28 protein-coding genes are annotated in these 24,294 nt (G+C 62.6%); 15 read left to right on the top strand and 13 right to left on the bottom strand.

What is annotated here, in order from left to right; genetic code table 11:
- Positions 1-24: 24 nt before the first annotated feature.
- The 3 genes from LCF59_RS07055 to LCF59_RS07045 all read right to left on the bottom strand — a co-directional run bounded on the left by LCF59_RS07055 (position 25) and on the right by LCF59_RS07045 (position 3,005).
- Positions 25-564: a GNAT family N-acetyltransferase gene (locus LCF59_RS07055; protein WP_292286742.1), complete on the bottom strand. Its 540-nt coding sequence runs from the start codon at positions 562-564 to the stop codon at positions 25-27.
- A 123-nt stretch (positions 565-687) separates the two neighbouring features.
- Entirely contained in the window at positions 688-2,187 is a 1,500-nt protein-coding gene (ffh, locus tag LCF59_RS07050) for a signal recognition particle protein (RefSeq protein WP_292286741.1), read from the bottom strand.
- Positions 2,188-2,423: 236 nt separating this feature from the next.
- Positions 2,424-3,005: an NAD(P)H-dependent oxidoreductase gene (locus LCF59_RS07045; protein WP_292286740.1), complete on the bottom strand. Its 582-nt coding sequence runs from the start codon at positions 3,003-3,005 to the stop codon at positions 2,424-2,426.
- A gap of 118 nt (positions 3,006-3,123) precedes the next feature.
- Between LCF59_RS07045 and LCF59_RS07040 the strand changes: the two genes are divergently transcribed.
- A complete protein-coding gene (locus LCF59_RS07040) occupies positions 3,124-4,011 on the top strand; it encodes a LysR family transcriptional regulator (RefSeq protein WP_292286739.1) in 888 nt (295 codons plus the stop codon).
- Position 4,012: 1 nt separating this feature from the next.
- Positions 4,013-4,924: a DMT family transporter gene (locus tag LCF59_RS07035; protein WP_292286738.1), complete on the top strand. Its 912-nt coding sequence runs from the start codon at positions 4,013-4,015 to the stop codon at positions 4,922-4,924.
- Here LCF59_RS07035 and LCF59_RS07030 read toward each other — a convergent pair.
- Complete coding sequence (locus LCF59_RS07030) at positions 4,913-5,902, bottom strand: TraB/GumN family protein (protein WP_292286737.1); 990 nt, start codon at positions 5,900-5,902, stop codon at positions 4,913-4,915. The genes LCF59_RS07035 and LCF59_RS07030 overlap by 12 nt on opposite strands.
- An 81-nt stretch (positions 5,903-5,983) precedes the next feature.
- Here LCF59_RS07030 and LCF59_RS07025 point away from each other — a divergent pair, with 81 nt between their 5' ends.
- The 9 genes from LCF59_RS07025 (at position 5,984) to LCF59_RS06985 (ending at position 14,623) form a co-directional block, all read left to right on the top strand.
- On the top strand, positions 5,984-6,661 hold the full coding sequence (locus tag LCF59_RS07025; protein ID WP_292286736.1) for a DUF2161 domain-containing phosphodiesterase: 678 nt from the start codon (positions 5,984-5,986) through the stop codon (positions 6,659-6,661).
- A gap of 205 nt (positions 6,662-6,866) precedes the next feature.
- Positions 6,867-7,832 (top strand): ABC transporter substrate-binding protein, encoded by a 966-nt coding sequence (locus LCF59_RS07020; RefSeq protein WP_292286815.1) that lies wholly within the window; start codon positions 6,867-6,869, stop codon positions 7,830-7,832.
- Between the two features lie 54 nt (positions 7,833-7,886).
- The gene (locus tag LCF59_RS07015) at positions 7,887-8,687 is read left to right on the top strand and encodes an ABC transporter ATP-binding protein (RefSeq protein ID WP_292286735.1); all 801 of its coding nucleotides are present in this window, start codon (positions 7,887-7,889) and stop codon (positions 8,685-8,687) included.
- Positions 8,681-9,448 (top strand): ABC transporter permease, encoded by a 768-nt coding sequence (locus LCF59_RS07010; RefSeq protein WP_292286814.1) that lies wholly within the window; start codon positions 8,681-8,683, stop codon positions 9,446-9,448. Before LCF59_RS07015 ends, LCF59_RS07010 begins: the two co-directional genes overlap by 7 nt.
- A 170-nt stretch (positions 9,449-9,618) precedes the next feature.
- Complete coding sequence (locus tag LCF59_RS07005; protein ID WP_292286734.1) at positions 9,619-9,930, top strand: co-chaperone GroES; 312 nt, start codon at positions 9,619-9,621, stop codon at positions 9,928-9,930.
- Between the two features lie 54 nt (positions 9,931-9,984).
- Positions 9,985-11,631: a chaperonin GroEL gene (groL, locus tag LCF59_RS07000; RefSeq protein ID WP_292286733.1), complete on the top strand. Its 1,647-nt coding sequence runs from the start codon at positions 9,985-9,987 to the stop codon at positions 11,629-11,631.
- Positions 11,632-11,803: 172 nt separating this feature from the next.
- Positions 11,804-12,658, top strand: coding sequence for a DMT family transporter (locus LCF59_RS06995; protein WP_292286732.1), 855 nt, complete (start codon positions 11,804-11,806; stop codon positions 12,656-12,658).
- A 47-nt stretch (positions 12,659-12,705) separates the two neighbouring features.
- Positions 12,706-13,470, top strand: coding sequence for an alpha/beta fold hydrolase (locus tag LCF59_RS06990; RefSeq protein WP_292286731.1), 765 nt, complete (start codon positions 12,706-12,708; stop codon positions 13,468-13,470).
- Between the two features lie 4 nt (positions 13,471-13,474).
- Positions 13,475-14,623, top strand: a complete 1,149-nt coding sequence (locus tag LCF59_RS06985) for an alpha-D-ribose 1-methylphosphonate 5-triphosphate diphosphatase (protein WP_292286730.1) — start codon at positions 13,475-13,477, stop codon at positions 14,621-14,623.
- Positions 14,624-14,670: 47 nt separating this feature from the next.
- Here LCF59_RS06985 and LCF59_RS06980 read toward each other — a convergent pair whose 3' ends face one another.
- From LCF59_RS06980 to LCF59_RS06970, 3 genes are all read right to left on the bottom strand, one after another.
- On the bottom strand, positions 14,671-15,741 hold the full coding sequence (locus LCF59_RS06980) for a 5-(carboxyamino)imidazole ribonucleotide synthase (RefSeq protein WP_292286729.1): 1,071 nt from the start codon (positions 15,739-15,741) through the stop codon (positions 14,671-14,673).
- A gap of 5 nt (positions 15,742-15,746) precedes the next feature.
- A complete protein-coding gene (purE, locus tag LCF59_RS06975) occupies positions 15,747-16,241 on the bottom strand; it encodes a 5-(carboxyamino)imidazole ribonucleotide mutase (RefSeq protein WP_292286728.1) in 495 nt (164 codons plus the stop codon).
- A gap of 81 nt (positions 16,242-16,322) precedes the next feature.
- Positions 16,323-16,547, bottom strand: a complete 225-nt coding sequence (locus LCF59_RS06970; protein ID WP_292286813.1) for a DUF465 domain-containing protein — start codon at positions 16,545-16,547, stop codon at positions 16,323-16,325.
- 161 nt (positions 16,548-16,708) lie between these two features.
- Here LCF59_RS06970 and LCF59_RS06965 point away from each other — a divergent pair, with 161 nt between their 5' ends.
- Positions 16,709-17,122: an Hsp20 family protein gene (locus LCF59_RS06965; protein WP_292286727.1), complete on the top strand. Its 414-nt coding sequence runs from the start codon at positions 16,709-16,711 to the stop codon at positions 17,120-17,122.
- 3 nt (positions 17,123-17,125) lie between these two features.
- On the top strand, positions 17,126-17,353 hold the full coding sequence (locus LCF59_RS06960) for a DUF1150 family protein (RefSeq protein ID WP_292286726.1): 228 nt from the start codon (positions 17,126-17,128) through the stop codon (positions 17,351-17,353).
- A gap of 88 nt (positions 17,354-17,441) precedes the next feature.
- Here LCF59_RS06960 and LCF59_RS06955 read toward each other — a convergent pair whose 3' ends face one another.
- From LCF59_RS06955 to LCF59_RS06945, 3 genes are read right to left on the bottom strand one after another with little or no spacing between them, the layout of a single operon-like run.
- Positions 17,442-18,134: a hypothetical protein gene (locus LCF59_RS06955; protein ID WP_292286725.1), complete on the bottom strand. Its 693-nt coding sequence runs from the start codon at positions 18,132-18,134 to the stop codon at positions 17,442-17,444.
- An 18-nt stretch (positions 18,135-18,152) separates the two neighbouring features.
- A complete protein-coding gene (locus LCF59_RS06950; protein WP_292286724.1) occupies positions 18,153-19,868 on the bottom strand; it encodes a bifunctional sulfate adenylyltransferase/adenylylsulfate kinase in 1,716 nt (571 codons plus the stop codon).
- A gap of 8 nt (positions 19,869-19,876) precedes the next feature.
- Positions 19,877-20,068, bottom strand: a complete 192-nt coding sequence (locus tag LCF59_RS06945; RefSeq protein WP_292286723.1) for a hypothetical protein — start codon at positions 20,066-20,068, stop codon at positions 19,877-19,879.
- A 74-nt stretch (positions 20,069-20,142) separates the two neighbouring features.
- Here LCF59_RS06945 and LCF59_RS06940 point away from each other — a divergent pair, with 74 nt between their 5' ends.
- A complete protein-coding gene (locus tag LCF59_RS06940; protein ID WP_292286722.1) occupies positions 20,143-21,192 on the top strand; it encodes a cytochrome-c peroxidase in 1,050 nt (349 codons plus the stop codon).
- Positions 21,193-21,261: 69 nt separating this feature from the next.
- On the opposite strand, the gene trxB is transcribed toward LCF59_RS06940, so the two are convergent.
- The gene (trxB, locus tag LCF59_RS06935) at positions 21,262-22,269 is read right to left on the bottom strand and encodes a thioredoxin-disulfide reductase (RefSeq protein WP_292286721.1); all 1,008 of its coding nucleotides are present in this window, start codon (positions 22,267-22,269) and stop codon (positions 21,262-21,264) included.
- Positions 22,270-22,462: 193 nt separating this feature from the next.
- On the opposite strand from trxB, the gene LCF59_RS06930 reads away from it, so the two are divergent.
- On the top strand, positions 22,463-22,963 hold the full coding sequence (locus tag LCF59_RS06930) for an Lrp/AsnC family transcriptional regulator (RefSeq protein ID WP_292286720.1): 501 nt from the start codon (positions 22,463-22,465) through the stop codon (positions 22,961-22,963).
- Position 22,964: 1 nt separating this feature from the next.
- Here the strand turns inward: LCF59_RS06930 and LCF59_RS06925 are convergent, their stop codons facing one another.
- On the bottom strand, positions 22,965-23,738 hold the full coding sequence (locus tag LCF59_RS06925; protein ID WP_292286719.1) for a Hint domain-containing protein: 774 nt from the start codon (positions 23,736-23,738) through the stop codon (positions 22,965-22,967).
- Between the two features lie 241 nt (positions 23,739-23,979).
- Positions 23,980-24,132 (bottom strand): hypothetical protein, encoded by a 153-nt coding sequence (locus LCF59_RS06920; protein WP_292286718.1) that lies wholly within the window; start codon positions 24,130-24,132, stop codon positions 23,980-23,982.
- Positions 24,133-24,294 lie beyond the last annotated feature (162 nt).

Raw genomic sequence — 24,294 nt, 5'->3', positions numbered from 1 at the left:
CTTGCGCCTGCGTTCCCGGTGCGCTCATGCGTAGGCCTCCGGGCTGCCGTCGCTGTCGTCGGGGCTGTGGCGGTAGACGATGATTTCCTTGGCTGTTTCGCCGTCAGGCAGGGGCGCATCCGGATCGGGCGTCGCGCCGAGCCGGTCAGCCAGAGCGCGGGAGCGGGTGTTTTCGGGGGTGATGTAGCTGACCAGGGTTTCGAAACCCTGGTCCCATGCCCAGTCGCGCGCCGCGCTGGCCGCGTCGAAGGCGTAGCCTTTGCCTTCGGCCTCGGGCAGCAGCATCCAGCCAATTTCGACTTCCGGAAAATGCGGCGGTTGCACCAGGCCGACCTGACCGATGAAACGGCCGTCGGACGTCTCGATCCCCCAGGCGCCGTGGCCCATCAGGTTCCACATCGCCACCTCTGATGCCAGCCAGCGCCACGCGTCCTTTCGCGGAACGGGGCCACCCATGAAACGCGCGTGATCGCTGCCCATCAGGTCACACAGCCTGTCCAGGTCGGACCGGCTGTGGCCGCGCAGGCGCAGACGCGCTGTGGTGAGGACGGGTGCGTCGGTCATGCGATCAAAATGTCGCGCTGGCGCGCGGCAGTTTCGCGGTGCGGGCTGCGCCGTGAGCCAGCAGGCTGCGCGTCATGCCTGCGGCAGGCCGGGTGTTTGCATATTTGGAAAGAGAAGAAGACATCATTTCTTTTTCCCGAACCCGCTGAGACCGGGCGGCAGGCCGCCGCCGCCACCCATGCCGGGCATGCCGCCCATGCCGATCTTTTTGGCGGCCTGTTCCAGCGCCTTGGGGTCCATCTGGCCGGGATCCATGTCTTCGGGCGTACCGCCTTTGCCGAACATGCCCTTCATGGTCTGTTTGAGCATGCCGCCTTTGCCCATCTTGCCCATCTTCTTCATCATGTCCGACATCTGTCGCTGCATCTTGAGCAGCTTGTTGAGGTCGCTGACTTCGAGTCCCGCACCTTTTGCGATCCGTTTCTTGCGGCTGGCCTGAAGGAGTTGCGGGTTGGCGCGTTCGCGTTTGGTCATCGACTGGATCAGTGCGATCTGCTGGCGCAGCATCTTGTCGTCGATGCCCGCGCCATCCATCTGCTTGGCAATCTTCTGGGCGCCCGGCATCATCGCCATCATGCCTTCCATGCCGCCCATCTTCATCATCTGCTCGAGCTGCATCTTGAGGTCGTTCATGTTGAACTGACCCTTCTGGAAGCGCTTCATCATGCGCTCGGCCTGTTCGACTTCCAGCGTCTGCTGCGCCTTTTCCACGAGGCTGACGATGTCGCCCATGCCGAGGATGCGGCCCGCGATCCGGTCCGGCTCGAAGGTTTCCAGCGCGTCCATCTTTTCGCCCAGGCCGACAAAGCGGATCGGCTTGCCGGTCACGGCGCGCATCGACAGGGCCGCGCCGCCGCGCCCGTCGCCGTCCATCCGGGTGAGGACGACGCCGCTGATGCCGATGCGGTCGTCGAAGTTTTCCGCCGTGTGCACCGCGTCCTGACCGGTCAGGCCATCGACCACCAGCAGCGTCTCGCGCGGGGTGGTGACGTCGCGCACCGCTTCGACCTGCGCCATCAGCTCTTCGTCGATGGACAACCGGCCGGCGGTGTCGAGCATATAGACGTCATAGCCACCGAGGCTGGCCTGCGTCTTGGTGCGCTTGGCAATCGCGACCGGATCCTCGCCCTTGACGATGGGAAGGGTATCGACGCCGATCTGGGTGCCGAGGATCTGCAATTGTTCCATTGCGGCGGGGCGGTTCACGTCGAGCGACGCCATGAGAACCTTCTTGCCGTCGCGCTCTTTCAAGCGCTTGGCGATCTTGGCGGTGGTGGTTGTCTTGCCGCCGCCCTGCAGGCCGACCATGAGGATCGGTGCCGGCGGGTTGTCGATTTTCAGGGCGCCGGGGTCTTCATCCCCGGTCAGCACGTGCTTCAGCTCGTCATGCACGATCTTGACGACCTGTTGGCCCGGCGTGACCGATTTCGTCACCGCCTGCCCGGTTGCCTTCGATTGCACTGCCTTGATGAAATCGCGTGCCACGGGCAGGGAGACATCCGCTTCGAGCAAGGCCACGCGCACTTCGCGCAGCGCGGTCTTGACGTCATCCTCGGACAGCGCCCCCTGTTTGGTCAGCCGGTCAAAGACGCTGCCGAGGCGGTCGGACAGATTTTCAAACATGGGCTTTCGCCTCCTTTGCCGCTGGGTCTGCCCCCGATGTAAGGGCCAGCAGCGCCTATGCCAAACGTGTCGTCCCGCAAGGGACGCAAACAAACAGTTTTGCCCCCACGGGCGTAACACGCTGGTGGGGGGCGATCCCGGACCGGGTCCAAGGGACCGGAAAGTCGCGCTTCCCGGAGTTGTAAGGCGTTTAGGCCGGATCGGCGCGCAGAGTCAAGCCGCGCGCCGTTTTTCGGTCAGGCCGCGAGCGTTTCGAGCGCCGCGTTTGCCTTTGCGTGAGAGGCCTCGGCGTCGATCATCAGCAGGTCGGCCGCAACAATCTGGACATCGGTGATGCCGATGAAGCCCAGGATGTGGCGCAGATAGCCGCTCGCAAAGTCGATATCGGACCCGACCTGCGTTCCGCCCGAGGCGATGGCGATGATGGCGCGCTTGCCGGTCATGAAGCCCTCGGGCCCGGCTTCGGTGTAGCGGAAGGTGACGCCGGCGCGGGCGATCTGGTCGATCCATGCCTTGAGCGGGGCCGGGATACCGAAATTGTAAATCGGTGTGCCGATGACCAGCGTATCGGCGGCCTTGAGTTCCGCGATCAGGCTGTCGGACAGCGCCAGCTTTTCGCGCTGGGCGTCGCTGCGTTGATCCTCGGGGGTCCAGCTGGCGGCCAGCCAATCGGCGTCGAGGCTCGGGATCGCGGTGGCCAGGTCGCGCTGGATGACGCTCTGGGGCGCAAGCCGGTCGAGGATGCGTTGTGTCAGGGCCCGGCTTTCAGAGCCGTCGTGGCGCGCGGAGGCGTCGATGCGCAGAACAGTATTGGTCATGTGGGAGGTATTCCGATCAGAGAAGCCTTTGACTTGTTTTCTCCTTATAGAGATTGTATTTTTGCACGATATAGAAAGAAATGCGCATTAAGTGTGAGCATTTGCACAAAGGCAGGCTATGGAACATTGGGACGAAGTACGGACGGCCTATCAGGTCGCGCGGCAGGGCACGGTCAGCGGGGCCGCCGACGTTCTGGGGGTGCACCATGCCACCGTGATCCGGCATATCGATGCGCTCGAGGCGCGGCTGGGGGTCAAGCTGTTCCAGCGCCATGCGCGGGGCTATACCCCTACCGAATCCGGCGCTGACCTGGCCCGCGTGGCGCAGACCACCGAGGATCAGTTGCAGCAGCTTGTCGGCCGTATCAAGGGACGTGGATCCGAGGTCAGCGGCGAATTGATGATCACGTCCATCGTCGAGCTGTCCGATTTCCTCGTGCCGGTGCTGGCGGATTTCAAGGCGGAATATCCGGATGTCGTTCTGCGTTACCTGACCGATGCCCGCGTGTTCCGTCTCGAATACGGCGAGGCGCATGTGGCCATCCGCGCGGGCACCGCGCCCGACGAGCCGGACAACGTGGTGCAGCCGTTGACCGAGCTCAAGATCGGGCTTTATGCCTCCAGGAGCTATGTTGCCGAGCGCGGGTTGCCCAAGGACGAGGGCGATCTGGTCAACCACATCTTTGTCGCCCATGACAATCCCGACGGGCGGGCGCCGTACCAGAAATGGTTGCGGTCCAAGGTGCCGTATGACCGGGTCGTGTTCCGCACCACCGACACCAATAGCATGAACCTGGCTGTGCGCAGCGGGGCCGGGATCGGGTTCCTGCCGTTGCGTCAGGGCGAGGCTGATCCGAACCTCGTCACGGTGATGCCGCCGCTGGCGGAGTGGGCGGCACAGCTTTGGCTGGTGACCCATGTCGATCTGCATCGCACAGCCAAGGTGCAGACGCTGCTGGCCTACCTCAAGGCGGCGGTCAAAGAGTTCGATATCGCGGGAACCTGACATGACAGAGGCAAAGCGCGGCCATTTGGCGATGCTCGCCTTTTCGGCCCTTGTGGCGGGGTCGTTTTCGCTTGGCTCGATGGCGGCGCCGCATATCGCGCCGCAAGCCCTGAACGCGGTGCGCTTCGTGCTGGCGGCGGCGCTGCTGGGCGTGCTTGTCATGGCGACCGGCGGCTTTGACCGGGGGGCGTTTCGCGCACCGTGGCGGTACCTTGTGCTGGCGGTGTTCTTTTCCACCTATTTCGTGCTGATGTTCGAGGGGCTGAAGACCGGGGCGCCGGTGTCGATGGCGGCGGTGTTCACGCTGACCCCGCTGATGGCGGCGGGGTTCGGCTGGCTGCTCCTGCGGCAGGTTCTGACCGGGCGGATGGCGCTGGCGCTGTGCCTGGGCGCGCTGGGGGCGCTTTGGGTGATCTTTCGCGCCGATTTCGAACGGATGCTGAACTTTGGCATCGGCCGGGGCGAGGCGATCTTTTTCGTCGGCTGTATCGCGCACGCGGTCTATACCCCGCTGGTGCCGACGCTGAACCGGGGGGAACGGCCGGCGGTCTTTACCTTCGGCACGCTGATGGCCGGGGCGATCCTGCTGGTGATCGTCGGCGCCCCGGCGATGGTGGCGACAGAGTGGGCGACGCTTCCGGCGATCGTCTGGATCGCGATTGGCTACACCGCGATCGCGGCCACCGCATCGACCTTCCTGTTGTTGCAATATGCCAGCCTGCGCCTCCCGTCAGCCAAGGTCATGGCCTATACCTATCTCACGCCAAGCTGGGTCATCCTTTGGGAAATGGCGCTGGGCCGGCCCTTGCCGCCGGCGCTGATCCTTGTCGGGCTGGGCATCACCATGGGGGCGCTGGCGCTCCTGCTCAAGGATGACAGCCAGGTGCGCGGCAGGGTATCCTCAGAAGGCTAACCGTTCGAGCGTGAACCCTTCAGCCTGAAGCAAGGCCAGAACGCCATCGGCTCCGGGCAGGTGGGCGGCGCCGAAGGCGGCGACGACCCTTTCATTGGCCCGTGTCGCGTCCAGCAACACGGGAAGCCAGGCGCGATTCCGGTCAACCAGCATCTCCTGTTCGATGGTGGCAAACACGTCGGCGGCCGCATCGGGATCAATCGGGCTGTAGCGTTGGGCGAGGATTTCGGACACCGCCCAGCCCTCGGCGGTGGCTTCGTCGAAATAGCTGGCCAGCAAGGTCGCGAACAGGTCTTCGCTGACCGCCGGATCGACCAGAGAGGACAGCATCATGTCCAGTTGGGTCTTGCGCGGCTGGCCGGCGAAGGCGGCAAACACCGTGTTCACATCCTCCAGCGCCGCGCGGGGCACATCCGCAGTGCGCGCAATGGCTTCGAGTTTGGCGTCCAGGCCCCCGGATGACATGTCTTGCAAATTGGCGCAGGGCGGCACCGCCAGGAGCAGCGAGACATACCAAGGCTGGAAACGTGCGGCCATGGCGGGTGGCACGCCGCGCGCCCTGAAAGCCTCGGACATCTGGTCCCATTCGTCTTCGCTCAGCAATTCGGGCAGGGTCGCATCGGGCATGATCAAAAGGCTCGGATCGGTGCTCAGGCTTTGTTGCAACGCTTTTTCGTCCTCGGCTGTCATTTCGAGCAGCAACAGATCGGCGGCCTCTACTGTCTCGCGCAGGCGGGACACCGGCGCGGCAAGCCGTGGATCGTCAAGATGCATGGTGCCGATCAGGTGCAGCGTGCTGTCGCCGCGCGTGGCCTTCCAGTGGTTGCCTTCGGCGAACACGGTGTCGTCAAGCACCTTGTCCAGCTGTGCCTGTTCGTCGGCGCTCAGGGTGGTGCGCAGATCCGTCCCGGAACAGACCGCCAGCGCCGGCTGGGCGAGACAGAGGAAACACATAATCGAGACGACGCGCGCAATCATCGGACTGTCCTTTCGAGGCTGGATACATCCAAGCTAGGCGCTGCGCTTGCCAGCGGCAAGGCGGTCGCGCATTGATAGGCCATGAACCGCGAAGCAGACCTCTATCCGCCGATCAAAGCTTACCTGGAGGCGCAGGGCTTTACCGTGAAAGGAGAGGTCGGCAAGGCCGACATGGTGGCCGTGCGGGGCGACGAAGACCCGGTGATCGTGGAGTTGAAACTGCGCCTGAATCTCACGCTGTACCATCAGGCGGTGGCGCGGCTGCGTATGACGGACCTGGTTTATCTCGCGGTGCCCAAACCGACAGGCCGCAACGCGCGCCGCGCCTTGCGCGAGAATCGCGTCTTGTGCCGCAGGCTGGGCCTCGGGTTTCTGACGGTGCGGGACGATGGCATGGTCGAGCCGCAATGTGATCCCGGCCCCTACACTCCGCGCCGCAGCCGGACCAAGCGCAACACGCTCCTGCGTGAATTCGCGAGGTTGCAGGGCGACCCCAATGCCGGTGGGGCGACGCGCCACGGAATCGTCACCGCCTACCGCCAGGACGCGCTGCGCTGCGCAATGTACCTTGCCGAGACGGGGGCCGAAAAAGGCGCGCATGTGGCCAAGGCGACCGGGGTGCGCAATGCCACGACGCTGATGCGCGACAATCACTACGGCTGGTTTCGCAAGGTGGAAAAAGGCGTTTATGCCCTGACCCCGAGCGGGCATCAGGGTTTGGTGGACTGGGCCGGCAGTCTGGATAGGGACGCGGGTTGAGAGCCCCCGTGGAGATGAACCTTGCGTAAATGCCCGGCATTTGATTAATAATTGTGCGCAGAGGGCGTGAAGCGGCGGTGTTGGGCACCTGAACTCCGCGCTGGTATTTCGTTTTGCGCAGGGATCGCACAGCTTGCCCCGACAAAACTTGGAGAGTCTCCTTATGCTGAAACACACACTCGCGGCAGTGGCCGCAACACTGAGCATGGCGGGCGCAGCCTTTGCCCAAGCCGATTTCCCGTTTGCGCTGGACTGGAAATTCGAAGGTCCGGCCGCGCCGTATTTCGCCGCGATCGACAACGGGCATTTCGAGGAGGCGGGCCTCGCCGTCGAGATTTCCGCCGGTCAAGGCTCGCTCGATGCGATCCCGAAAGTCGCGACAGGCGCGTTTCCGGTGGGTTTTGCCGATATCAACTCGCTCATCAAGTTTCTCGACCAGAATCCCGGCGCCCCGGTCACGGCGGCGATGATGATCTACGACAAACCCCCCTTTGCCATCGTGGGCCGGAAATCCCTTGGCGTTGAAATGCCCAAGGACCTCGAAGGCAAGGTTCTGGGCGCGCCACCGCCCGATGGCGCTTGGGCGCAGTTCCCGGCCTTCGCAACGGCCAATGATCTGGATGTCGACGCGATCACGGTCGAGCCGGTCGGCTTTCCCACCCGCGAGCCGATGCTGGCCGAAGGAAACGTGGACGCGGTGACCGGGTTTTCCTTCTCGTCCTATCTGAACCTCGTGCGTCTTGGCGTGCCGGAGGACGATATCTCTACCATCCTGATGGCGGATCACGGAGTGGCGCTTTATGGCAACGCGATCATCGTCAACACCAATTTCGCGGCCGACAATCCGGCGCTGATCACGGGCTTTCTAGAAGCGGTTGCCGCGGGGTGGAAAGACGCGATTGCCGATCCGGCCTCTGCCATCGAAAGCCTTGTTGAACGCAACCCGGCGGCGGATGCCGATCTCGAGCAGCGCCGTCTGGAGTTGTCGATCGAGGCCAATGTCGCCACGGAGTACGCGATGGAAAACGGCATGGGCGGGATCGAAGCGGACCGCATGGAAAAGGCGCTCGAGCAGCTTGCCGAAACCTACGAGTTTCAGAATGAGCCCGATGCAAGCCTGTACTTCACCGATGCCTACCTTCCCGATGCGTCGGCGCGGATGCTGAAATAACCATGCCGGCTGTCCGGACAGGTCCGGGCAGCCCACAAGAAAAAGGCCGCATGCGTGTCTGAAAATCTCATCGAAATCAGGGGTGTCCGACACGCCTATCAAACCAAGGACGGGCCTCTTCCGGTCCTTGACGGGCTGGAGCTCAAGGTGCCCGAGGGCGGATTTGCGGCTGTCGTCGGCCCGTCGGGATGCGGGAAATCCACGCTGACACGGCTGGTGGCCGGTTTGATGAAACCCGACGCCGGCGAGGTCTGGTTGCATGGCGAGCTTGTCAAGGGGCCGAAATCGACCGTTGGCATGGCGTTTCAGAACCCGGTCCTGCTTGAATGGCGCACCATCCTGCAGAACGTCATCCTGCCGCTCGAAATTGTCCCGACGAAGATGTCGAAAAGAAAAAAAGAAGACCGCGCGCGCAAGCTGCTTTCCCTGGTCGGGCTTGAGGGGTTCGAGGACAAACGCCCGAGCGAACTGTCCGGCGGCATGCGCCAGCGCGCGTCGCTGTGTCGGTCGATCGTTCACAAACCCGAGGTGTTGATCCTCGACGAACCGTTCGGCGCGCTGGATGCGTTCACCCGTGAAGACCTCTGGCAAACAATGCACAAGGTGAAATCGGAAGAACCGTTCACCGGCGTTCTCATCACGCATGACCTGCGCGAGTCGATTTTCCTGGCCGATCAGGTCGTGGTGCTGTCCGGCCGTCCTGCGCGCACGCAGTATGTGATGGATGTGCATCTGACCGCAGAGCGCGATATCGAACAGCTCTATACCAGCGAGTCGGCCGAGGCGCTGAACATCCTCCGCCGCCAGATCCAGATCGCACAGGGACGCAGCGGCGTCGAAGAGGCGGCATCATGAAACTGCGCCAAATCCTCGTGCCGATGGCGGCAATTGTCATCTTCGGTTTGGTCTGGGAAATGCTTGTCTGGGCAAACGGCTGGCCCGACTACGTGATGGCCTCTCCGTCCGATCTGCCGCCGGCCTATGCCCAGTACTGGGAGCTTTTCCTCGTGATGGGGTGGCAGACGTTGTGGCGCACGGTGGTCGGGCTGGTCCTTGCGATCGTGTTCGGCGTTCTTCTCGGCATGATAATGGGGTTCTCCAAACTCATGCGCGATGCGCTTTATCCGCTTCTCGTGGGGTTCAACGCGATCCCCAAGGCCACGGTGGTCCCCATCGTGGCGCTGCTTTTTGTCGGTGAGCACAACTTCAACACGATCCTGATCGCCTTCATGATCTCGTTCTTTCCCATCGCCGTGTCCGTCTCCATCGGGCTGAGCACATTGGAACCGGAATATCGCGACATTCTGAGGTCGCTGGGCGCGTCCCAGACCACGATTTTCTGGAAGATCGCGCTTCCCAAGACATTGCCGGAATTCTTCGGGGCGCTGAAAGTGGCCGTGACACTTGCGTTTATCGGGACCAACCTGATGGAAATCGTCTCGCCGCACGGGCGGGGGCTTGGGGCGCTGTTCGATTCCGGCAAGACGAATTCGGATTATCCGCTGATGTTCGCGGTGCTGATCGCGCTCGCTCTGATGGGCATCCTGCTGTACTATGTGGTGGTCGCGCTTGAGAAGATTTTCGCCGGCTGGGCCGAGCGGACACCCAGCCATTGACGCACAGGGCGCGGCTGCGCTGCGCCCGGTCAAATTTTGACGACAACGCTGTTGACACGTCGCGCGAGCCTCCCTAACTACACTTCGTTATCACTCGACTTCGGTGAGTGATAACGGCCCCTCGAACCGCGGGGGGCCTGGTGGAAACCTTTGAGTAAGGAGACTCGAAGATGGCATTTAAACCGCTTCATGACCGCGTGCTGGTCCGTCGCGTTGAGAGCGACGATAAAACTGCCGGTGGCCTGATCATTCCCGATAGCGCCAAGGAAAAGCCCGCAGAAGGCGTGGTTGTTGCGCGTGGCGATGGTGCGCGCAAGGATAGTGGCGAGCTGATCGAGATGGCCGTTGCAGAAGGCGACAAGGTCCTGTTTGGCAAATGGTCTGGCACCGAGGTGACAGTCAATGGCGAAGAACTCCTCATCATGAAGGAGATGGACATCCTCGGCATCATTTCGGACGACGCGGAAGCGAAAGCTGCCTGAACGCCCGTTGTGATCGCGAACACAAACTCTGACTAATTTAGTGGAGACTATGAGATGTCTGCAAAAGACGTAAAATTTGATACAGACGCCCGCACCCGTATGCTGAGAGGCGTCAACATCCTGGCCGATGCGGTCAAGGTGACGCTGGGCCCGAAGGGCCGCAACGTGGTGCTCGACAAGTCCTTTGGCGCGCCGCGTATCACCAAGGATGGTGTGACCGTCGCCAAGGAAATCGAACTGGAAGACAAGTTCGAGAACATGGGCGCCCAGATGGTGAAAGAGGTCGCGTCCCGCACCAATGACGAAGCCGGTGACGGCACGACGAGCGCGACCGTGCTGGCCCAAGGCATTGTCAAGGAAGGCATGAAGGCGGTTGCCGCCGGCATGAACCCGATGGACCTCAAGCGGGGTATCGACCTGGCGACCGAAAAGGTCGTGCAAGCGATCAAGGCTGCCGCGCGCCCCGTCGAAGACAGCGCCGAAGTCGCACAGGTTGGCACCATCTCCGCCAATGGCGAAGCCGAGATCGGCCGCCAGATCGCGGATGCGATGCAGAAAGTCGGCAACGAGGGCGTCATCACCGTCGAAGAGAACAAGGGCCTCGAAACAGAGACCGATGTTGTCGAAGGCATGCAGTTCGACCGTGGTTACCTGAGCCCCTATTTCGTCACCAACTCGGACAAGATGATCGCTGAGCTGGAAGACTGCATGATCCTGCTGCACGAGAAGAAGCTCTCCTCGCTGCAGCCGCTGGTTCCGCTGCTCGAGCAGGTGATCCAGTCGCAGAAGCCACTGCTGATCATCGCGGAAGACGTTGAAGGCGAAGCGCTGGCGACCCTCGTGGTCAACAAGCTGCGCGGCGGCCTCAAGATCGCGGCCGTCAAGGCTCCCGGCTTCGGCGACCGTCGCAAGGCCATGCTGCAGGACATCGCTGTCCTGACAGGCGGTCAGGTCATCTCCGACGATCTCGGCATGAAGCTGGAAAACGTCACGATGGATATGCTCGGCACGGCCAAGACCGTTTCGATCACCAAGGACGAGACCACCATTGTCGACGGTCATGGCGACAAGTCCGAGATCGAGGCACGGGTCACCCAGATCCGCAACCAGATCGAGGAAACCACCTCTGACTACGACCGTGAAAAGCTGCAGGAACGTGTTGCGAAACTCGCAGGCGGTGTTGCTGTCATCCGCGTTGGCGGCATGACCGAGATCGAAGTGAAAGAGCGCAAGGACCGTGTCGATGACGCGCTGAACGCGACACGCGCTGCCGTTCAGGAAGGCATTGTCGTGGGTGGCGGTGTTGCCCTGGTGCAGGGCGCCAAGACGCTCGACGGCCTCGAAGGGGCCAACAGCGACCAGAATGCCGGTATCGCCATCGTGCGCAAGGCACTCGAAGCGCCGCTGCGTCAGATCGCGGAAAACGCGGGTGTCGACGGGTCCGTCGTGGCCGGCAAGATCCGCGAAAGCGATGACCTCAAGTTCGGCTACAACGCGCAGACCGACGAATATGGCGACATGTTCAAGTTCGGCGTGATCGACCCGGCCAAGGTTGTCCGCACCGCACTGGAAGACGCGGCGTCCATTGCCGGCTTGCTCGTGACCACCGAAGCGATGGTTGCCGACCTGCCGCAAAAAGAAGGCGCAGGCGCCGGTGGCGGCGGCATGCCCGACATGGGCGGCATGGGCGGCATGATGTAAGATCAGCCGCTGTCCCTCGGGACACGCGAATGCAAATGCCCTCTGGGCAGGACAAAGGCACCTTCGGGTGCCTTTGTTCGTTTCCGGGTATGGCAAGGTTGCGCGTGCCGGCCCAGGCAGACCTGGCAAAAAGGCGTCTGGTCTTGTCAGACTTGGCGCGCTACGCACACGCATGAAGATCGTTCTGCTTACCTGCCTGACCATGGTGGCCTTCGCGGCAAACTCGATCCTGAACCGGCTGGCGCTGTCGGACGGAGATATCGACGCGCTGAGCTTTGGTGTCATCCGGCTTTGTGCCGGAGCGATCATGCTCGCCACGCTGGTCCTCTTGCGAGACCGCCGGCTCGAGCTTGGAGGCGCGGGGCGCGCTGTTGGAGTGACCGCTCTGTTTGTCTATATCTTCGGCTTTTCATTGGCTTATGAAAGCCTCGATGCCGGTCTGGGCGCTTTGATCCTGTTCGGACTGGTGCAGATCACCATGTTCACCGAGGCGCTGATCCGGGGGGAACGTCCCGCCTTGCGCCGCTGGCTCGGGGCCGGCGTGGCATTTGCCGGCCTCGTCTGGCTGCTCTGGCCGGGCCATGCCGCCACGCCAAGCCTGTGGCATGCGGGGCTGATGGCCCTCGCCGGGATCGCCTGGGGGGTCTATTCCATCGGCGGGCGCGGTGCTTCCGACGCGCTTGGCGCAACGGCTGCAAATTTCTGCGTCGCGGCAGCCGTTGCCGTCGTCGGGGCTCTGGCGACCAGCGCCGTCTCGGACAGGCTGGACCTTGCCGGAGCAACGGCGTTTGGCCTGTCGATGGCGATTCTTGCGGGGGCCGTCACCTCGGGGCTGGGATACGCGTTGTGGTACACGGTGCTGCCGCGGCTGCGCGGAACGACGGCGGCGGTGACCCAGTTGACGGTTCCGGTGATCGCGATCCTGGGAGGATCGGTTTTCTTGTCCGAACAGATCACATCGCGACTGCTGATATCGGCGGCCCTGGTGCTGGGCGGTGTGCTTCTGACCGTGACGTCGCGCCGCTAGGGGCCGGACCCCTTCCTATTGGTGCAGTCAGGGCGTATCTGACACCCATGATCCGTGTCCTCCTGTTCGTCCTTGCCGCTGCGGCCAGCAGCCTTCCCGCCACCCGGGCGCGGGCCGATTGCGTGATCCTGCTGCACGGTCTGGCACGGACCGAAACCTCGTTCGCGCTGATGCAATCGGTGCTCGAGGCAAAGGGATACACGGTCAAGGCGCCTGGATATCCCTCGACCAGCGCGCGCATTCAGACGCTGGTCGAGGAAACCCTGCCGCAGGCCGTGGCCGATTGCGGCGCGGACCGGGTCCATTTCGTCACCCATTCGATGGGTGGCATCCTGCTGCGCGTCTGGCTTCAGGGCAATCGGCCCGACACCCTGGGGCGCGTGGTCATGCTCGCGCCGCCGAATCAGGGCAGCGAACTTGTGGATGAACTCGAAGGGCTGGAGCTGTTTGCATGGCTCAACGGTCCGGCGGGCCTGCAATTGGGCACCGCGGCAAGCGACCTTCCCAGATCGTTGCCGCCGGTGGATTTCGACCTGGGGGTGATCGCGGGAACGCGGTCGCTCAACCTGATTTTCTCGAACATGATCCCGGGTCCGGATGACGGCAAGGTGTCGGTCGCTTCCACCAAGGTCAAGGGCATGCGTTCGCATCTGACGATGCCTGTCACCCACACCTTCATCATGCAGGCCCCGTCGGTGATCGCGCAGGTTGACCTGTTCCTGCGGACCGGTCGGTTCGATCCCGAACTGGACTGGACCGAGACGGTCAATTCTGCCGAGGTCGCCTGTATCCTTGGCCTGTGCCCGGAGTGACGCCATGACGCTGGACTGCACCTTTGTCGGGGCCGCGACGCTCGGATCCGATGGCTGGTCCGAGGCGCCTCTGTCGGTGCAGGGCGGCCTGGTCACCGACGTGGCCGCCCCGCGTGAGGTGGACCTGTCGGGCTATTGGATCCTGCCGGGTATCGTCGATCCGCATGGTGACGGCTTCGAGCGGCACATGGCCCCGCGCCGCGGCGCCCTGCGAGAGGCGGAACATGGTGTGATCGCCACCGCCTCCGAGCTTGCCGCCAACGGCATCACCACCGCCGTCCTGGCGCAGTTCTTTTCCTGGGAAGGCGGCATGCGTGGCCCCGATTTTGCCGAACATGTCTTCGGCCATGTCAGCGAGATACGGACAACGCTGCCCATCGACCTGCGCGTTCAATTGCGGCTTGAAACCCATCTGGTCGATGCGTTTGGCCGCGCAGAGGCGGCGATCGACCGCTTCGGGATCGACTATGTCGTGTTCAACGATCACCTCCCGCATCAGCGCCTGTCCGAGGGGCGAAAGCCGCCCCGCCTGACGGGACAAGCGCTCAAAAGCGGGCGCAGCCCCGAGGCGCATCTGGCCTTGATGCAGGATCTGCATGCCCGGTCCGCCGAGGTGCCGGCGGCGCTGGACGCGCTGTGCGCCCGTCTGGCTGCACGCGGTGTGGTCATCGGCAGCCATGACGACCGCAGGCAAGAGGACCGCGCGCTCTGGGCCGGACGCGGGGCATGGGTCAGCGAATTTCCCGAAACGCTGGAGGCCGCAACCGCCGCGCGCGCCGATGGTGCACATATCGTTCTGGGCGCGCCCAACGTGGTGCGCGGGGCCAGTCATGCGGGCAATATCGCCGCTGCCGACCTTGTTGCGGCGGGCCTGTGCGATGCGCTGGCATCCGATTATCACTATCCCTCGCCCCTGCGCGCCGCGTTCCGGCTCGCTGAGCTTGGCCTGTGCGATGTCGCGACCGCGTGGCGGTTGGTCTCCTCGGGGCCTGCCGCGCTGCTGGACCTGACGGATCGCGGCACCCTGGTGCCCGGCAATCGCGCCGACCTGATCGTGCTTGAGCCCGACAGCCGCCGCGTGGTGGCGACGATCGCCGGTGGCACGGTGGCGCATCTCACCGGGCCGGTGGCCGAGCGGTTCCTGAGGGATTGAGGGGCCAGCCCCTCAAACTCCTCGGGATATTTTGAAACCGGAGAAGATCAGGGCCGCTTGACGAAATTCGCATGGCCCATCTTGCGACCGGGCTTGGTCGTGGCCTTGCCGTAAAGATGCAGCGCGCAATCGGGCGTCCGGGCCAGAACCGGCACCCGGTCCATGTCGTCGCCGATCAGGTTTTCCATCACCACGTCAATGTGGCGTTGACCATCACCAAGCGGCCAGCCTGCGATCGCACGGATATGCTGTTCGAACTGGTCGATTGCACAGGCATTCTGCGTCCAATGCCCGGAATTATGCACACGGGGCGCGATCTCGTTCACGATCAGGCCGGCGGGTGTGACGAAGAGCTCGACGCCCAGAACTCCGACGTAGGTCAGCCCGTTGGCGATCTTCGCGGCCAGCAGAACCGCATCGGTTTGTTGCGCATGGCTCAGCCGGGCAGGGACGGTCGTGCTGCGAAGGATGCCGTCCTCATGCAGGTTCTCGCCCGGATCGAAGGCCGCAACCGCGCCATCGAGGCTGCGCGCTGCGATCACCGACACCTCATGCGAGAAATCGACGACGCCTTCAAGGATCGCGGGAGCGCCCTGCATGTCTTCGAGCGCCTGTGCCGCGGCCGCGGGGTCGGTGATCCGCACCTGTCCCTTGCCGTCGTATCCGAACCGGCGGGTTTTCAGGATCGACGGCGTGCCGATTCGCGCAATCGCGGTCTCCAGAGAGGCGGCGTCGGTGACATCGGCAAAGGGCGCGGTCGCAAGACCGAGTTCCTGAAGGAACATCTTTTCCGTCAGCCGGTCCTGGCTGATCCGCAACGCCTCGCGCCCCGGGTGGATCGGGGCCAGGTCCTGCAACAGGTCCAGCGCGTCGGTCGGGATGTTCTCGAACTCGTAGGTGATGACATCGACGGCGTGCCCGAAGGCGCGCAGCGCATCGGCGTCGTCGTAAGGCGCCGTCGTCACCTGGTCCGCCACCTGGCCTGCCGGGCACTGTGCCCCGGGTTCGAAAACATGGCAGCGAAAGCCGAGCCGACTGGCCGCGACCGACAACATGCGTCCGAGTTGACCGCCGCCGATGATGCCGATGGTTGATCCGATGGGAAGCGGAAGGGTCATGCGTATTATCCGTCGTCAGAGGGGGCGTCGGGTATCGATGCCGACAAATCAGCGCGCCATGTGTCCAGCCGTGTGGCCAGGTCGGGATCGTTCAGCGCGAGCATCCCGGCTGCCATCAGACCGGCATTGGCCGCACCTGCCGCACCGATGGCCATGGTCGCCACCGGAAATCCGCGCGGCATTTGCAGGATCGAATACAGGGAGTCAACGCCCGACAGGGCGCGCGTCTGCACCGGAACGCCGATCACCGGCAGCCGCGTCTTGGACGCCATCATGCCGGGAAGATGCGCCGCACCGCCGGCGCCGGCGATGATCACGTGCAACCCCCGGTCGACAGCTGTCTTTCCGTAGTCCCAGAGCCGATCCGGCGTCCGATGGGCCGACACGATCCTTGTCTCATACGCGACCGCCAGCCTGTCCAGCATGTCTGCGGCCTCTTTCATCGTGGGCCAATCGGATTGCGATCCCATGATGATGCCTACTTTGATCGGTTGCGGCATGGTGCATTGGCCCCTTCAGGAATTGGAGCGCGCACTATAGCCGGATCGCAACGCGGGGCAACTCGCGCAGACCATCGCGGCTCAGGCGATGATATCGGGCAACAGGCGGTCTTCGATCTGCGCGATCCTGTCCTTGAGCACCAGTTTCTTCTTCTTGAGCCGTTGGAGTGTCAATTGGTCAGCGGTGCTGGCGGCCTGCATCGCGCGTATGGCCTCGTCAAGGTCCCGATGTTCGCGGCGGAACACCTCAAGCTCCACGCGCAGCACATCATCGGTCTTCATCGACAGATCGTTATGGGCATTCATGACGTCAGACAGTCCTTGGATATAGCCGGGACCCGGATAATAGCGGTATTCCGCCGTTTCGCAAAGCCCTTGCGTCTTGCCGGTCGCTTCCCCATATTCCTCTGTATCGGTCGCCATAACGGGGCCACCCTACACAGTCGCTTTACGAAAAGGACGTGTCGATGACGAAATTGACCTTGGGATCCTATCCCCATCTGCTCGGGTTCGAACAACTCGAGCGTTTGCTGGAACGCACCGCGAAATCCGGCAGCGAAGGCTACCCGCCTTTCAATATTGAACAGACGTCAGACGGGTCATACCGCATCACGCTGGCCGTTGCCGGTTTTCGGGAACAAGATCTCGGCATCACTGTCGAAGACAGACAACTGGTCATCCGGGGGCGGCAAGTGGACGAATCCGCCGACCGTGTCTTCCTGCATCGCGGGATTGCGGCGCGGCAGTTTCAGAGGAGTTTCGTCCTCGCCGATGGCGTCGAAGTTGGAGAAGCCGTCATGGAAAACGGCCTGCTGCATGTCGACCTGACGTTGCAGCGCCCGGAGACCGTGGTGCAGACAATCCAGATCAAGAAGGGATAGACCATGAATACGCCGTTCAACTTCAAGGATGAAGATCAATCCAACCTTGTCTATGTCCGCCCGGTCGCCGTGGCTGACTTGCCCGAAGACGTGCAGGACGAGCTGGGCAACGAGGAAACGATCTACGCGGTGCATCGCGCCGACGGTGAACGCCTCGCCCTCGTCAAGGACAAAAAGCTGGCCTTCATGCTGGCACGCGAGAATGATTTCGCACCTGTAACGGTGCACTGACACTGTCAAAGGCGCGGGTCCCCGCGCCTTTGGTGTCTTGCGGGCATGGGTGACGACACCGCCTGCGCACACGGCTGGCGCGCTGACATCAATCGGTATCGGCTGCCGGCCAGACCCCGAACAGGCGTGTCAGGGCATCGGCACATGCAATATTCGCCCCGGCGCGTGACACGCCCCCCACCTGACTGTCTTGCAGTTGCGGACCCTCCACCGGGACAGGCGCACAGAGCGCCCGGGCTGCCGGTGCCGGCACGACCGAGATATTGCGTGCCGCCATGTAGCCGGACAGCCATATGTCGTCCGTTGCAAAGGCGGCGTCCGGCAGATGAAATAGATCGGGTTGGAACATGTCGCGATTGACCAGAACGCCGGCAAATCCCTGTGCCACCCGGTCCAGGCGGGGCTGTGCGCTGCGCTTGATGCGCGACACCGGGAATGTTGATGCAGCCACCGCCATACCCGGGCCAGACCGGGCCGTGGTCAGGGCTTCGGCCCAGGTTGGCGCGTAGAGCCAGTCGTCGTCGCAGTACAGGATGTCGTTGACCTCGGGATCCTCGACAACACCCAGCAGCTTGCTCGCCGGTCCGTAATCCTCGGGCGTCCGGCGCAGGATCACCCCCGGTGGCAGATCCGGGTCCGGCACCACACCGGGGAACCGGCGATATCGGCGGGGGATCGACACGACCACCCGCACCGGCATGGTTTGCGCCAACAGGCGCTGCGTCACCTTGGCCAGCGTGCCGAACCGAGGCGGGATCGAGGTGAGCGCAATGGTCAGCATGGGCGCACACCCAAAAGGTTACTGTGCCGCGATCAGCCCAAGGCTTTCGAGCTTCAGGATGACCTGATGCGCGCAATTGTCGACATCGACATTCTCGGTCTCGACGCGCAGTTCGGGGGTCTCGGGCATATCATAGGGGTCTGAAATCCCGGTAAACTCCTTGATCTTGCCCTCACGTGCGAGCTTGTAAAGCCCCTTGCGGTCGCGGCGTTCGCATTCCTCGATACTGGTCGCGACATGCACTTCGATGAAGGCGCCGAACTGTTCGACATCTTCACGCACCGCGCGCCGGGTCGTCGCATAGGGTGCGATCGGCGCGCAGATGGCGATGCCGCCATTCTTGGTGATCTCGGACGCGACATAGCCGATCCGGCGGATATTCAGGTCGCGGTGTTCCTTGGAGAACCCCAGTTCGGACGACAGGTTCTTGCGCACGATATCTCCGTCCAGCAGCGTCACGGGCCGCCCACCCATCTCCATCAACTTGACCATCAGGGCATTGGCGATCGTGGATTTTCCGGACCCCGAAAAACCGGTAAAAAACACGGTGAACCCCTGCTGAGACCGGGCCGGGCGTGTTTTGCGCAATTCGGCCACCACTTCGGGGAAGGAAAACCATTCCGGGATATCCAGCCCTTCGGTCAGGCGGCGGCGCAGCTCGGTGCCGGAGATGTTGAGGATCGTCACGTCATCCTTGTCGGCGATCTCGTCCATCGGCTCGTACTGGGCGCGTTCCTGCACGTAGACCATGTGTTTGAAATCGACCATTTCGATGCCGATCTCTTCCTGGTGTGTGCGGAACAGGTCCTGCGCGTCATAGGCGCCGTAGAAATCCTCGCCGGCCGAGTTCTTGCCGGGGCCGGCATGATCGCGGCCGACAATGAAATGGGTGCAGCCGTGGTTACGGCGAATCAATCCGTGCCAGACCGCCTCGCGCGGGCCGGCCATGCGCATGGCAAGGTTCAGAAGGCTCATCGTCGTGGTGGATTGCGGATATTTGTCCAGAACCGCTTCGTAGCAGCGCACACGGGTAAAGTGATCCACGTCGCCCGGTTTGGTCATGCCGACGATCGGATGGATCAGCAGGTTGGCCTGGCTTTCCTTGGCGGCCCGGAAGGTCAGCTCCTGGTGCGCGCGGTGCAGCGGGTTGCGGGTCTGGAACGCCACGACCTTGCGCCAGCCCAGCTTGCGGAAATAGGCGCGCAGCTCGTTCGGCGTGTCGCGGCGGCCGCGAAAATCGTAATGCACGGGCTGCTGGATGCCGGTGACCGGCCCGCCCAGGTAGACCTTTCCGGCGGTGTTGTGCAGATAATTCACCGCCGGGTGCGCATCGTCATCCGCGCCGAACACCTGCTTTGCCTCGCGGGCCTTGTCGGGTGTCCAGCGGTCGGTCAGCGTCATCGTGCCCAGGATCACACCTTCCTGGTCGCGCAGCGCGATGTCCTGACCAATCTCGAGACCGTCGGCAAACGCTTCGGACACATCGAGCGTGATCGGCATCGGCCAGAGTGTCCCGTCGGCCAGGCGCATGTTGTCGACAACCTGGTCGTAATCCTCCTGGCCCAGAAACCCCTTGAGCGGAAAGAAACCGCCATTCATCAGCAGTTCCAGGTCGCAAATCTGCCGCGGCGTCAGGTCGTGGCTGACCAGATCGCCGGCCTCCTGCTTGAGCTTCTGTGCGCTGTCATAGGAGACGAAAAGTTCGGGGATCGGGGCAAGGTTCCGGGGGTACATAAATCTTCTCACTGCCAAGTTTCGCTGCTGGGTACGCCCGGCATGGAGACGAAGTCCAGCGGCAAGCCCCTGTTCACCTGAAATTCGAAAAATTGTGCGGAATTTGCGCCAGTTTTGGTTGTTGCGATGTCTGGCGGGCTCGGATTTGTGGCCAGGCAACGATTTCCACGGTTTTGCTGCAGGAATTTGATGTCAATCAAGGACAGCCTTTCCCGAAGGCGATTATCCATACAGGCGCGCGAACCTCAGGCTCAATCTGGAGACTTTTTGTACCATGCCGACCCTACGTCACTCCGCAGCTTTGGCTGTATCCGTAATCGCGATTGCGAATGGAGCGTCAGCTTCGACCGAGCTTCGGGAGCTTGCGCTTGACATGTTCGCGCCGCTCCCATCGACCGTGCCGTCGCTCAATGAAAACCGGATCACGCCGGAAAAGATCGACCTTGGAAAGGCACTCTTCTTTGATCCCCGCATGTCGGCATCGGGTGTGTTTTCCTGCAACTCGTGCCACAACCTTGCCACGGGCGGCGATGACAACATGCCGGTGTCGATCGGTCACGGTTGGCAGAAAGGCTCGCGCAACTCTCCGACCGTTTTGAACGCCGTTTTCAACCAGGCGCAGTTCTGGGACGGCCGTGCGCCCGACCTTGCCGAACAGGCCAAGGGCCCGGTTCAGGCCGGTGTCGAAATGGCGAATACGCCGGACAACGTGCTTCTCACGCTCAATTCCATGCCGCAATACGTGGAGTGGTTCGAAGCGTCGTTCCCCCAAGAAGACGAGCCCGTCAGCTTTGACAACTTCGCCAAGGCGATCGAAGCCTACGAGGCGACCCTGATCACCCCATCCCCGTTCGATGCGTGGCTCAATGGCGATGACGGCGCGATGACCGAAGAAGAAGTGCGCGGGTTGCAGACTTTCGTCGATGCGGGCTGCGCGTCCTGCCATTCGGGCATCAACCTCGGCGGCAACGGGTATTATCCCTTCGGTCTTGTCGAACGTCCCGGCGCGGAAATCCTGCCCGAAGGGGACAAGGGCCGGTATATCGTGACCGAGACCGTGGACGATGAATACGTCTTCCGTGCGGCACCGTTGCGCAACATCGCGTTGACCGCCCCCTATTTCCACTCTGGCGTGGTCTGGGATCTGCGCACCGCGGTCGAGATCATGGCAAGCTCGCAATTGGGCGCCGACCTGAGCGAAGACGAAGTCTCCGACATCACCGCTTTCCTCGGCGCGCTGACGGGTGAGATGCCCGAAGTGGTCTATCCGATCCTACCGGTGGAAACCGCCGACACGCCGACGCCCAGTGGCGAGGTGCGCTGACCCGAAAAAGGCCAGGCGATCACGCCCGGCCTTTGATGAACGCGACGGGCAGGGGAAACCCTGCCCGTTTCAATCCGCGCCTTCCTTGACCGGCGCGCCGTAGCCGAGTGGCTCGGTCACGTCCTTGCCCGAATCGTCGCCAGCCTCGGCCAGGAACCGCTCTGCCTCCAGGGCTGCCATACATCCCATCCCTGCCGATGTGACCGCCTGACGGTATTTGTGATCCGTCAGATCGCCGGCCGCGAACACGCCGGGGATCGACGTTTCCGTGCTGTCCGGCTTCGTCACGACATATCCGCCCATATGCGTCTCCAGCACGTCCTTGACCAGCTCATTCGCGGGCGCGTGCCCAATGGCGATAAAGACACCCTTGCACGGGATCTCGGTGATGGCGCCGGTCTCTACATGCTTGACGCGCACGCCTTCGACGCCCTTTGGCATGTCTGTGCCGACCACCTCGTCCAACTGGTGATGCCACAGCGTTTCGATCTTCGGGTTCTTGAAAAGACGGTTCTGCAAGATCTTTTCCGCCCGCAATTCACCGCGCCGGTGGACCAGGGTCACCTTGGACGCGAAATTCGTCAGGAACAGCGCCTCTTCCACCGCGGTGTTGCCGCCGCCGATCACGACGATCTCCTGTCCGCGATAAAAGAACCCGTCGCATGTCGCACAGGCCGACACGCCGAACCCCTTGAACGCCTCTTCCGACGGAAGGCCCAGCCATTTCGCGCGCGCGCCGGTGGCCAGGATCACCGAATCGGCGGTATAGACCGTTCCGCTGTCGGAGTGCGCGGTGTACGGACGCTTCGACAGATCGAGCGAGGTGATGATATCGCCGATGATATCGGTTCCCATTGCCCGGGCATGGGCTTCCATCCGGACCATCAGGTCAGGGCCTTGCACCTCGGTATCGCCGGGCCAGTTTTCGACATCCGTTGTCGTGGTCAACTGGCCACCCGGCTCAATCCCCTGTACAAGGACCGGCTCAAGCATGGCGCGGCTGGCATAGACACCGGCAGAATAGCCCGCCGGGCCGGAGCCGATGATCAAAACTTTGGTGTGGCGTGTGTCGGACATGGGGCAGCCTCGCGTCGCAGCAGGATTAACATTTCGTTAACTCCGATATAGGCACCCCGAGACGCCTTCGCAAACGGATGCACGTTCTATCCGAAGGGTCAGACCCGCCTTAATATTATTGCGCAATGTTGAAACAATATGGCGCATCTTCCACCGGTGATGTAACATTGCCAAAAAAACAGAGGTGCTTGCAATGCCGTCACATCGGTTGGATCCAATTGATCGGAGAATCTTGGCCGAGCTTCAGGCGGACGGTCGCATGACCAATGTCGAATTGGCCCGCAGGGTCGGGATTTCGGCCCCGCCATGCCTGCGCCGCGTGCGCACGCTCGAAGAACAGGGCTTCATCCGCGGCTATCATGCCGAGGTCGATCCCCGCGAACTTGGTTTCGAGGTTCAGGTCTTTGCCATGGTCGGGCTGCAAAGCCAGGCCGAAGCGGATCTGCGCGCGTTCGAGGAGCGTTGCAGGGATTGGCCGCTCGTTCGCGAGTGCCACATGCTCAATGGAGAAGTGGATTTCATCCTGAAATGCGTGGCCCCTGACCTCAGCACGTTCCAGAGCTTCCTGACAAGCGATCTTCTGACCTCGCCCAACGTGGGCAGCGTGAAGACATCGCTGGTCATTCGCGGCGCCAAGGACGAGCCGGGCGTTCCCTTCGACGTTCTCGAAGCGCGGCTGGACGACTCTGCCTGACTCAGGCCACGCGCAGCGTGTCGAGCACGGCGCGTGTCGTGCGCGGCAGGGCCAGATCGCCGAAATCTTCCAGTGACTCGAGATGCCGGAACATCGTCTGCATCATCCTGCGGACCGATGTTCCGATCTCTCCTTCGGACATGCGGCCCGGGTGATAGCTTTCGAGCTCGTGCCCGTTGGCCCGGATGATCGCGTGCTGGCGCACCGCCACATGATAAAGCTCCACCGGACCCGGAGGCGTCACGCGCAGGATGCGGTCGCCATCGGCGTAATCCGATGCCGGCACCAGCACGGCGTCGCAATTCAACAGGTCGGCAAACCTGTCCTGGCGCACCACCAGCCGTGCCGCGGGACCCAGAAGCAGATCACTCTGTTCCAGGCCGTGTCCCGGCAGGCGCAGAAGATGCGTCAAGGATGTTCCGTCGGAGGCGAAATTCGGAAGGTAGGTCGTGCTGCCTTTCCAGACCACGGGCTGTGGCCCGCGATGGGTTTCGACAAGGTCACCGGGCACAAGATCCTCAACCGCGACCGGCCCCATCACCGTGGCAATCAATGTCCCGCGCGCAAACGCGGTCGCGCAGGATTCGAAGGTTGCCGTGGCCGGCACGGTGAAGCTGTCATCGAAAATCGTCTGATCCGCCCGCAAGGCGGTGGCGTCGATGGTCCGGGTCGGCGGCATCTTGCGCGGCGGGGCATCATTGCGCGATGCGATTCCGTTCAAGACGGCGCCGGGATTGAAATCCGCCGTCGCGCGATCGGTCGAGGTTTCAGCCATGTGATCCCTTTGGCTTTAGGTCACATCCGCGTTGGCCCCCACCAACAACACCAGAAGGACGGTGCTTTTCGATACCTCAACACTGTCCCAACCCTGACGCTTCGTCAAAAAACACGAAAAATTGGCCGCGTTTCCGCGACCAATGTTTCGACAACTGGGGATTTGTCGACTGTGCCAGGACAACCCCGCCACATTTGCGGGTGTCGAGGGGATGGACCGGACGGGGGATTACCCCGCGGGGTCAGGCCAGCTTGCGAACCGGATCATTGGCGGTGTCCGCCTTCTGCCGATCGAACATGGCTTTGCGCGCCGTGCCGCGCTGGAACGGAAGAACTAGACGCTCTTCTTTCGAGGTTGCGACGACAGAGGCGACGAATTTCGATGTACGCGACATGGGATTGCTCCGATTGGTGATCTTCTGTTTCGTTGGCAGTAATTAAGCGGCGCATTGGGGCACGTTTGTGACCGAACATGGACAATCCCGGTGTATTGTCGTGATTGATTTTGGGCAGTGCCGGGATTGTTTCCGGCCAAAATTGCCGCGTGTGTCCGGACG

The organism is Marivita sp., from assembly GCF_020055675.1.
Classification (GTDB): Bacteria; Pseudomonadota; Alphaproteobacteria; order Rhodobacterales; family Rhodobacteraceae; genus Marivita.
Note: the sequence above shows the minus strand (reverse complement) of the source record. Positions and strands in the feature narration are given on the sequence as shown.

What these genes read in the sequence shown, in the direction of transcription:
- LCF59_RS07055 (WP_292286742.1), bottom strand. Translation starts at nt 564, where the DNA reads ATGACCGACGCACCCGTCCTCACCACAGCGCGTCTGCGCCTGCGCGGC.
- ffh (WP_292286741.1), bottom strand. Translation starts at nt 2,187, where the DNA reads ATGTTTGAAAATCTGTCCGACCGCCTCGGCAGCGTCTTTGACCGGCTG.
- LCF59_RS07045 (WP_292286740.1), bottom strand. Translation starts at nt 3,005, where the DNA reads ATGACCAATACTGTTCTGCGCATCGACGCCTCCGCGCGCCACGACGGC.
- LCF59_RS07040 (WP_292286739.1), top strand. Translation starts at nt 3,124, where the DNA reads ATGGAACATTGGGACGAAGTACGGACGGCCTATCAGGTCGCGCGGCAG.
- LCF59_RS07035 (WP_292286738.1), top strand. Translation starts at nt 4,013, where the DNA reads ATGACAGAGGCAAAGCGCGGCCATTTGGCGATGCTCGCCTTTTCGGCC.
- LCF59_RS07030 (WP_292286737.1), bottom strand. Translation starts at nt 5,902, where the DNA reads ATGATTGCGCGCGTCGTCTCGATTATGTGTTTCCTCTGTCTCGCCCAG.
- LCF59_RS07025 (WP_292286736.1), top strand. Translation starts at nt 5,984, where the DNA reads ATGAACCGCGAAGCAGACCTCTATCCGCCGATCAAAGCTTACCTGGAG.
- LCF59_RS07020 (WP_292286815.1), top strand. Translation starts at nt 6,867, where the DNA reads ATGGCGGGCGCAGCCTTTGCCCAAGCCGATTTCCCGTTTGCGCTGGAC.
- LCF59_RS07005 (WP_292286734.1), top strand. Translation starts at nt 9,619, where the DNA reads ATGGCATTTAAACCGCTTCATGACCGCGTGCTGGTCCGTCGCGTTGAG.
- groL (WP_292286733.1), top strand. Translation starts at nt 9,985, where the DNA reads ATGTCTGCAAAAGACGTAAAATTTGATACAGACGCCCGCACCCGTATG.
- LCF59_RS06995 (WP_292286732.1), top strand. Translation starts at nt 11,804, where the DNA reads ATGAAGATCGTTCTGCTTACCTGCCTGACCATGGTGGCCTTCGCGGCA.
- LCF59_RS06990 (WP_292286731.1), top strand. Translation starts at nt 12,706, where the DNA reads ATGATCCGTGTCCTCCTGTTCGTCCTTGCCGCTGCGGCCAGCAGCCTT.
- LCF59_RS06985 (WP_292286730.1), top strand. Translation starts at nt 13,475, where the DNA reads ATGACGCTGGACTGCACCTTTGTCGGGGCCGCGACGCTCGGATCCGAT.
- LCF59_RS06980 (WP_292286729.1), bottom strand. Translation starts at nt 15,741, where the DNA reads ATGACCCTTCCGCTTCCCATCGGATCAACCATCGGCATCATCGGCGGC.
- purE (WP_292286728.1), bottom strand. Translation starts at nt 16,241, where the DNA reads ATGCCGCAACCGATCAAAGTAGGCATCATCATGGGATCGCAATCCGAT.
- LCF59_RS06970 (WP_292286813.1), bottom strand. Translation starts at nt 16,547, where the DNA reads ATGAATGCCCATAACGATCTGTCGATGAAGACCGATGATGTGCTGCGC.
- LCF59_RS06965 (WP_292286727.1), top strand. Translation starts at nt 16,709, where the DNA reads ATGACGAAATTGACCTTGGGATCCTATCCCCATCTGCTCGGGTTCGAA.
- LCF59_RS06960 (WP_292286726.1), top strand. Translation starts at nt 17,126, where the DNA reads ATGAATACGCCGTTCAACTTCAAGGATGAAGATCAATCCAACCTTGTC.
- LCF59_RS06955 (WP_292286725.1), bottom strand. Translation starts at nt 18,134, where the DNA reads ATGCTGACCATTGCGCTCACCTCGATCCCGCCTCGGTTCGGCACGCTG.
- LCF59_RS06950 (WP_292286724.1), bottom strand. Translation starts at nt 19,868, where the DNA reads ATGTACCCCCGGAACCTTGCCCCGATCCCCGAACTTTTCGTCTCCTAT.
- LCF59_RS06940 (WP_292286722.1), top strand. Translation starts at nt 20,143, where the DNA reads ATGCCGACCCTACGTCACTCCGCAGCTTTGGCTGTATCCGTAATCGCG.
- trxB (WP_292286721.1), bottom strand. Translation starts at nt 22,269, where the DNA reads ATGTCCGACACACGCCACACCAAAGTTTTGATCATCGGCTCCGGCCCG.
- LCF59_RS06930 (WP_292286720.1), top strand. Translation starts at nt 22,463, where the DNA reads ATGCCGTCACATCGGTTGGATCCAATTGATCGGAGAATCTTGGCCGAG.
- LCF59_RS06925 (WP_292286719.1), bottom strand. Translation starts at nt 23,738, where the DNA reads ATGGCTGAAACCTCGACCGATCGCGCGACGGCGGATTTCAATCCCGGC.
- LCF59_RS06920 (WP_292286718.1), bottom strand. Translation starts at nt 24,132, where the DNA reads ATGTCGCGTACATCGAAATTCGTCGCCTCTGTCGTCGCAACCTCGAAA.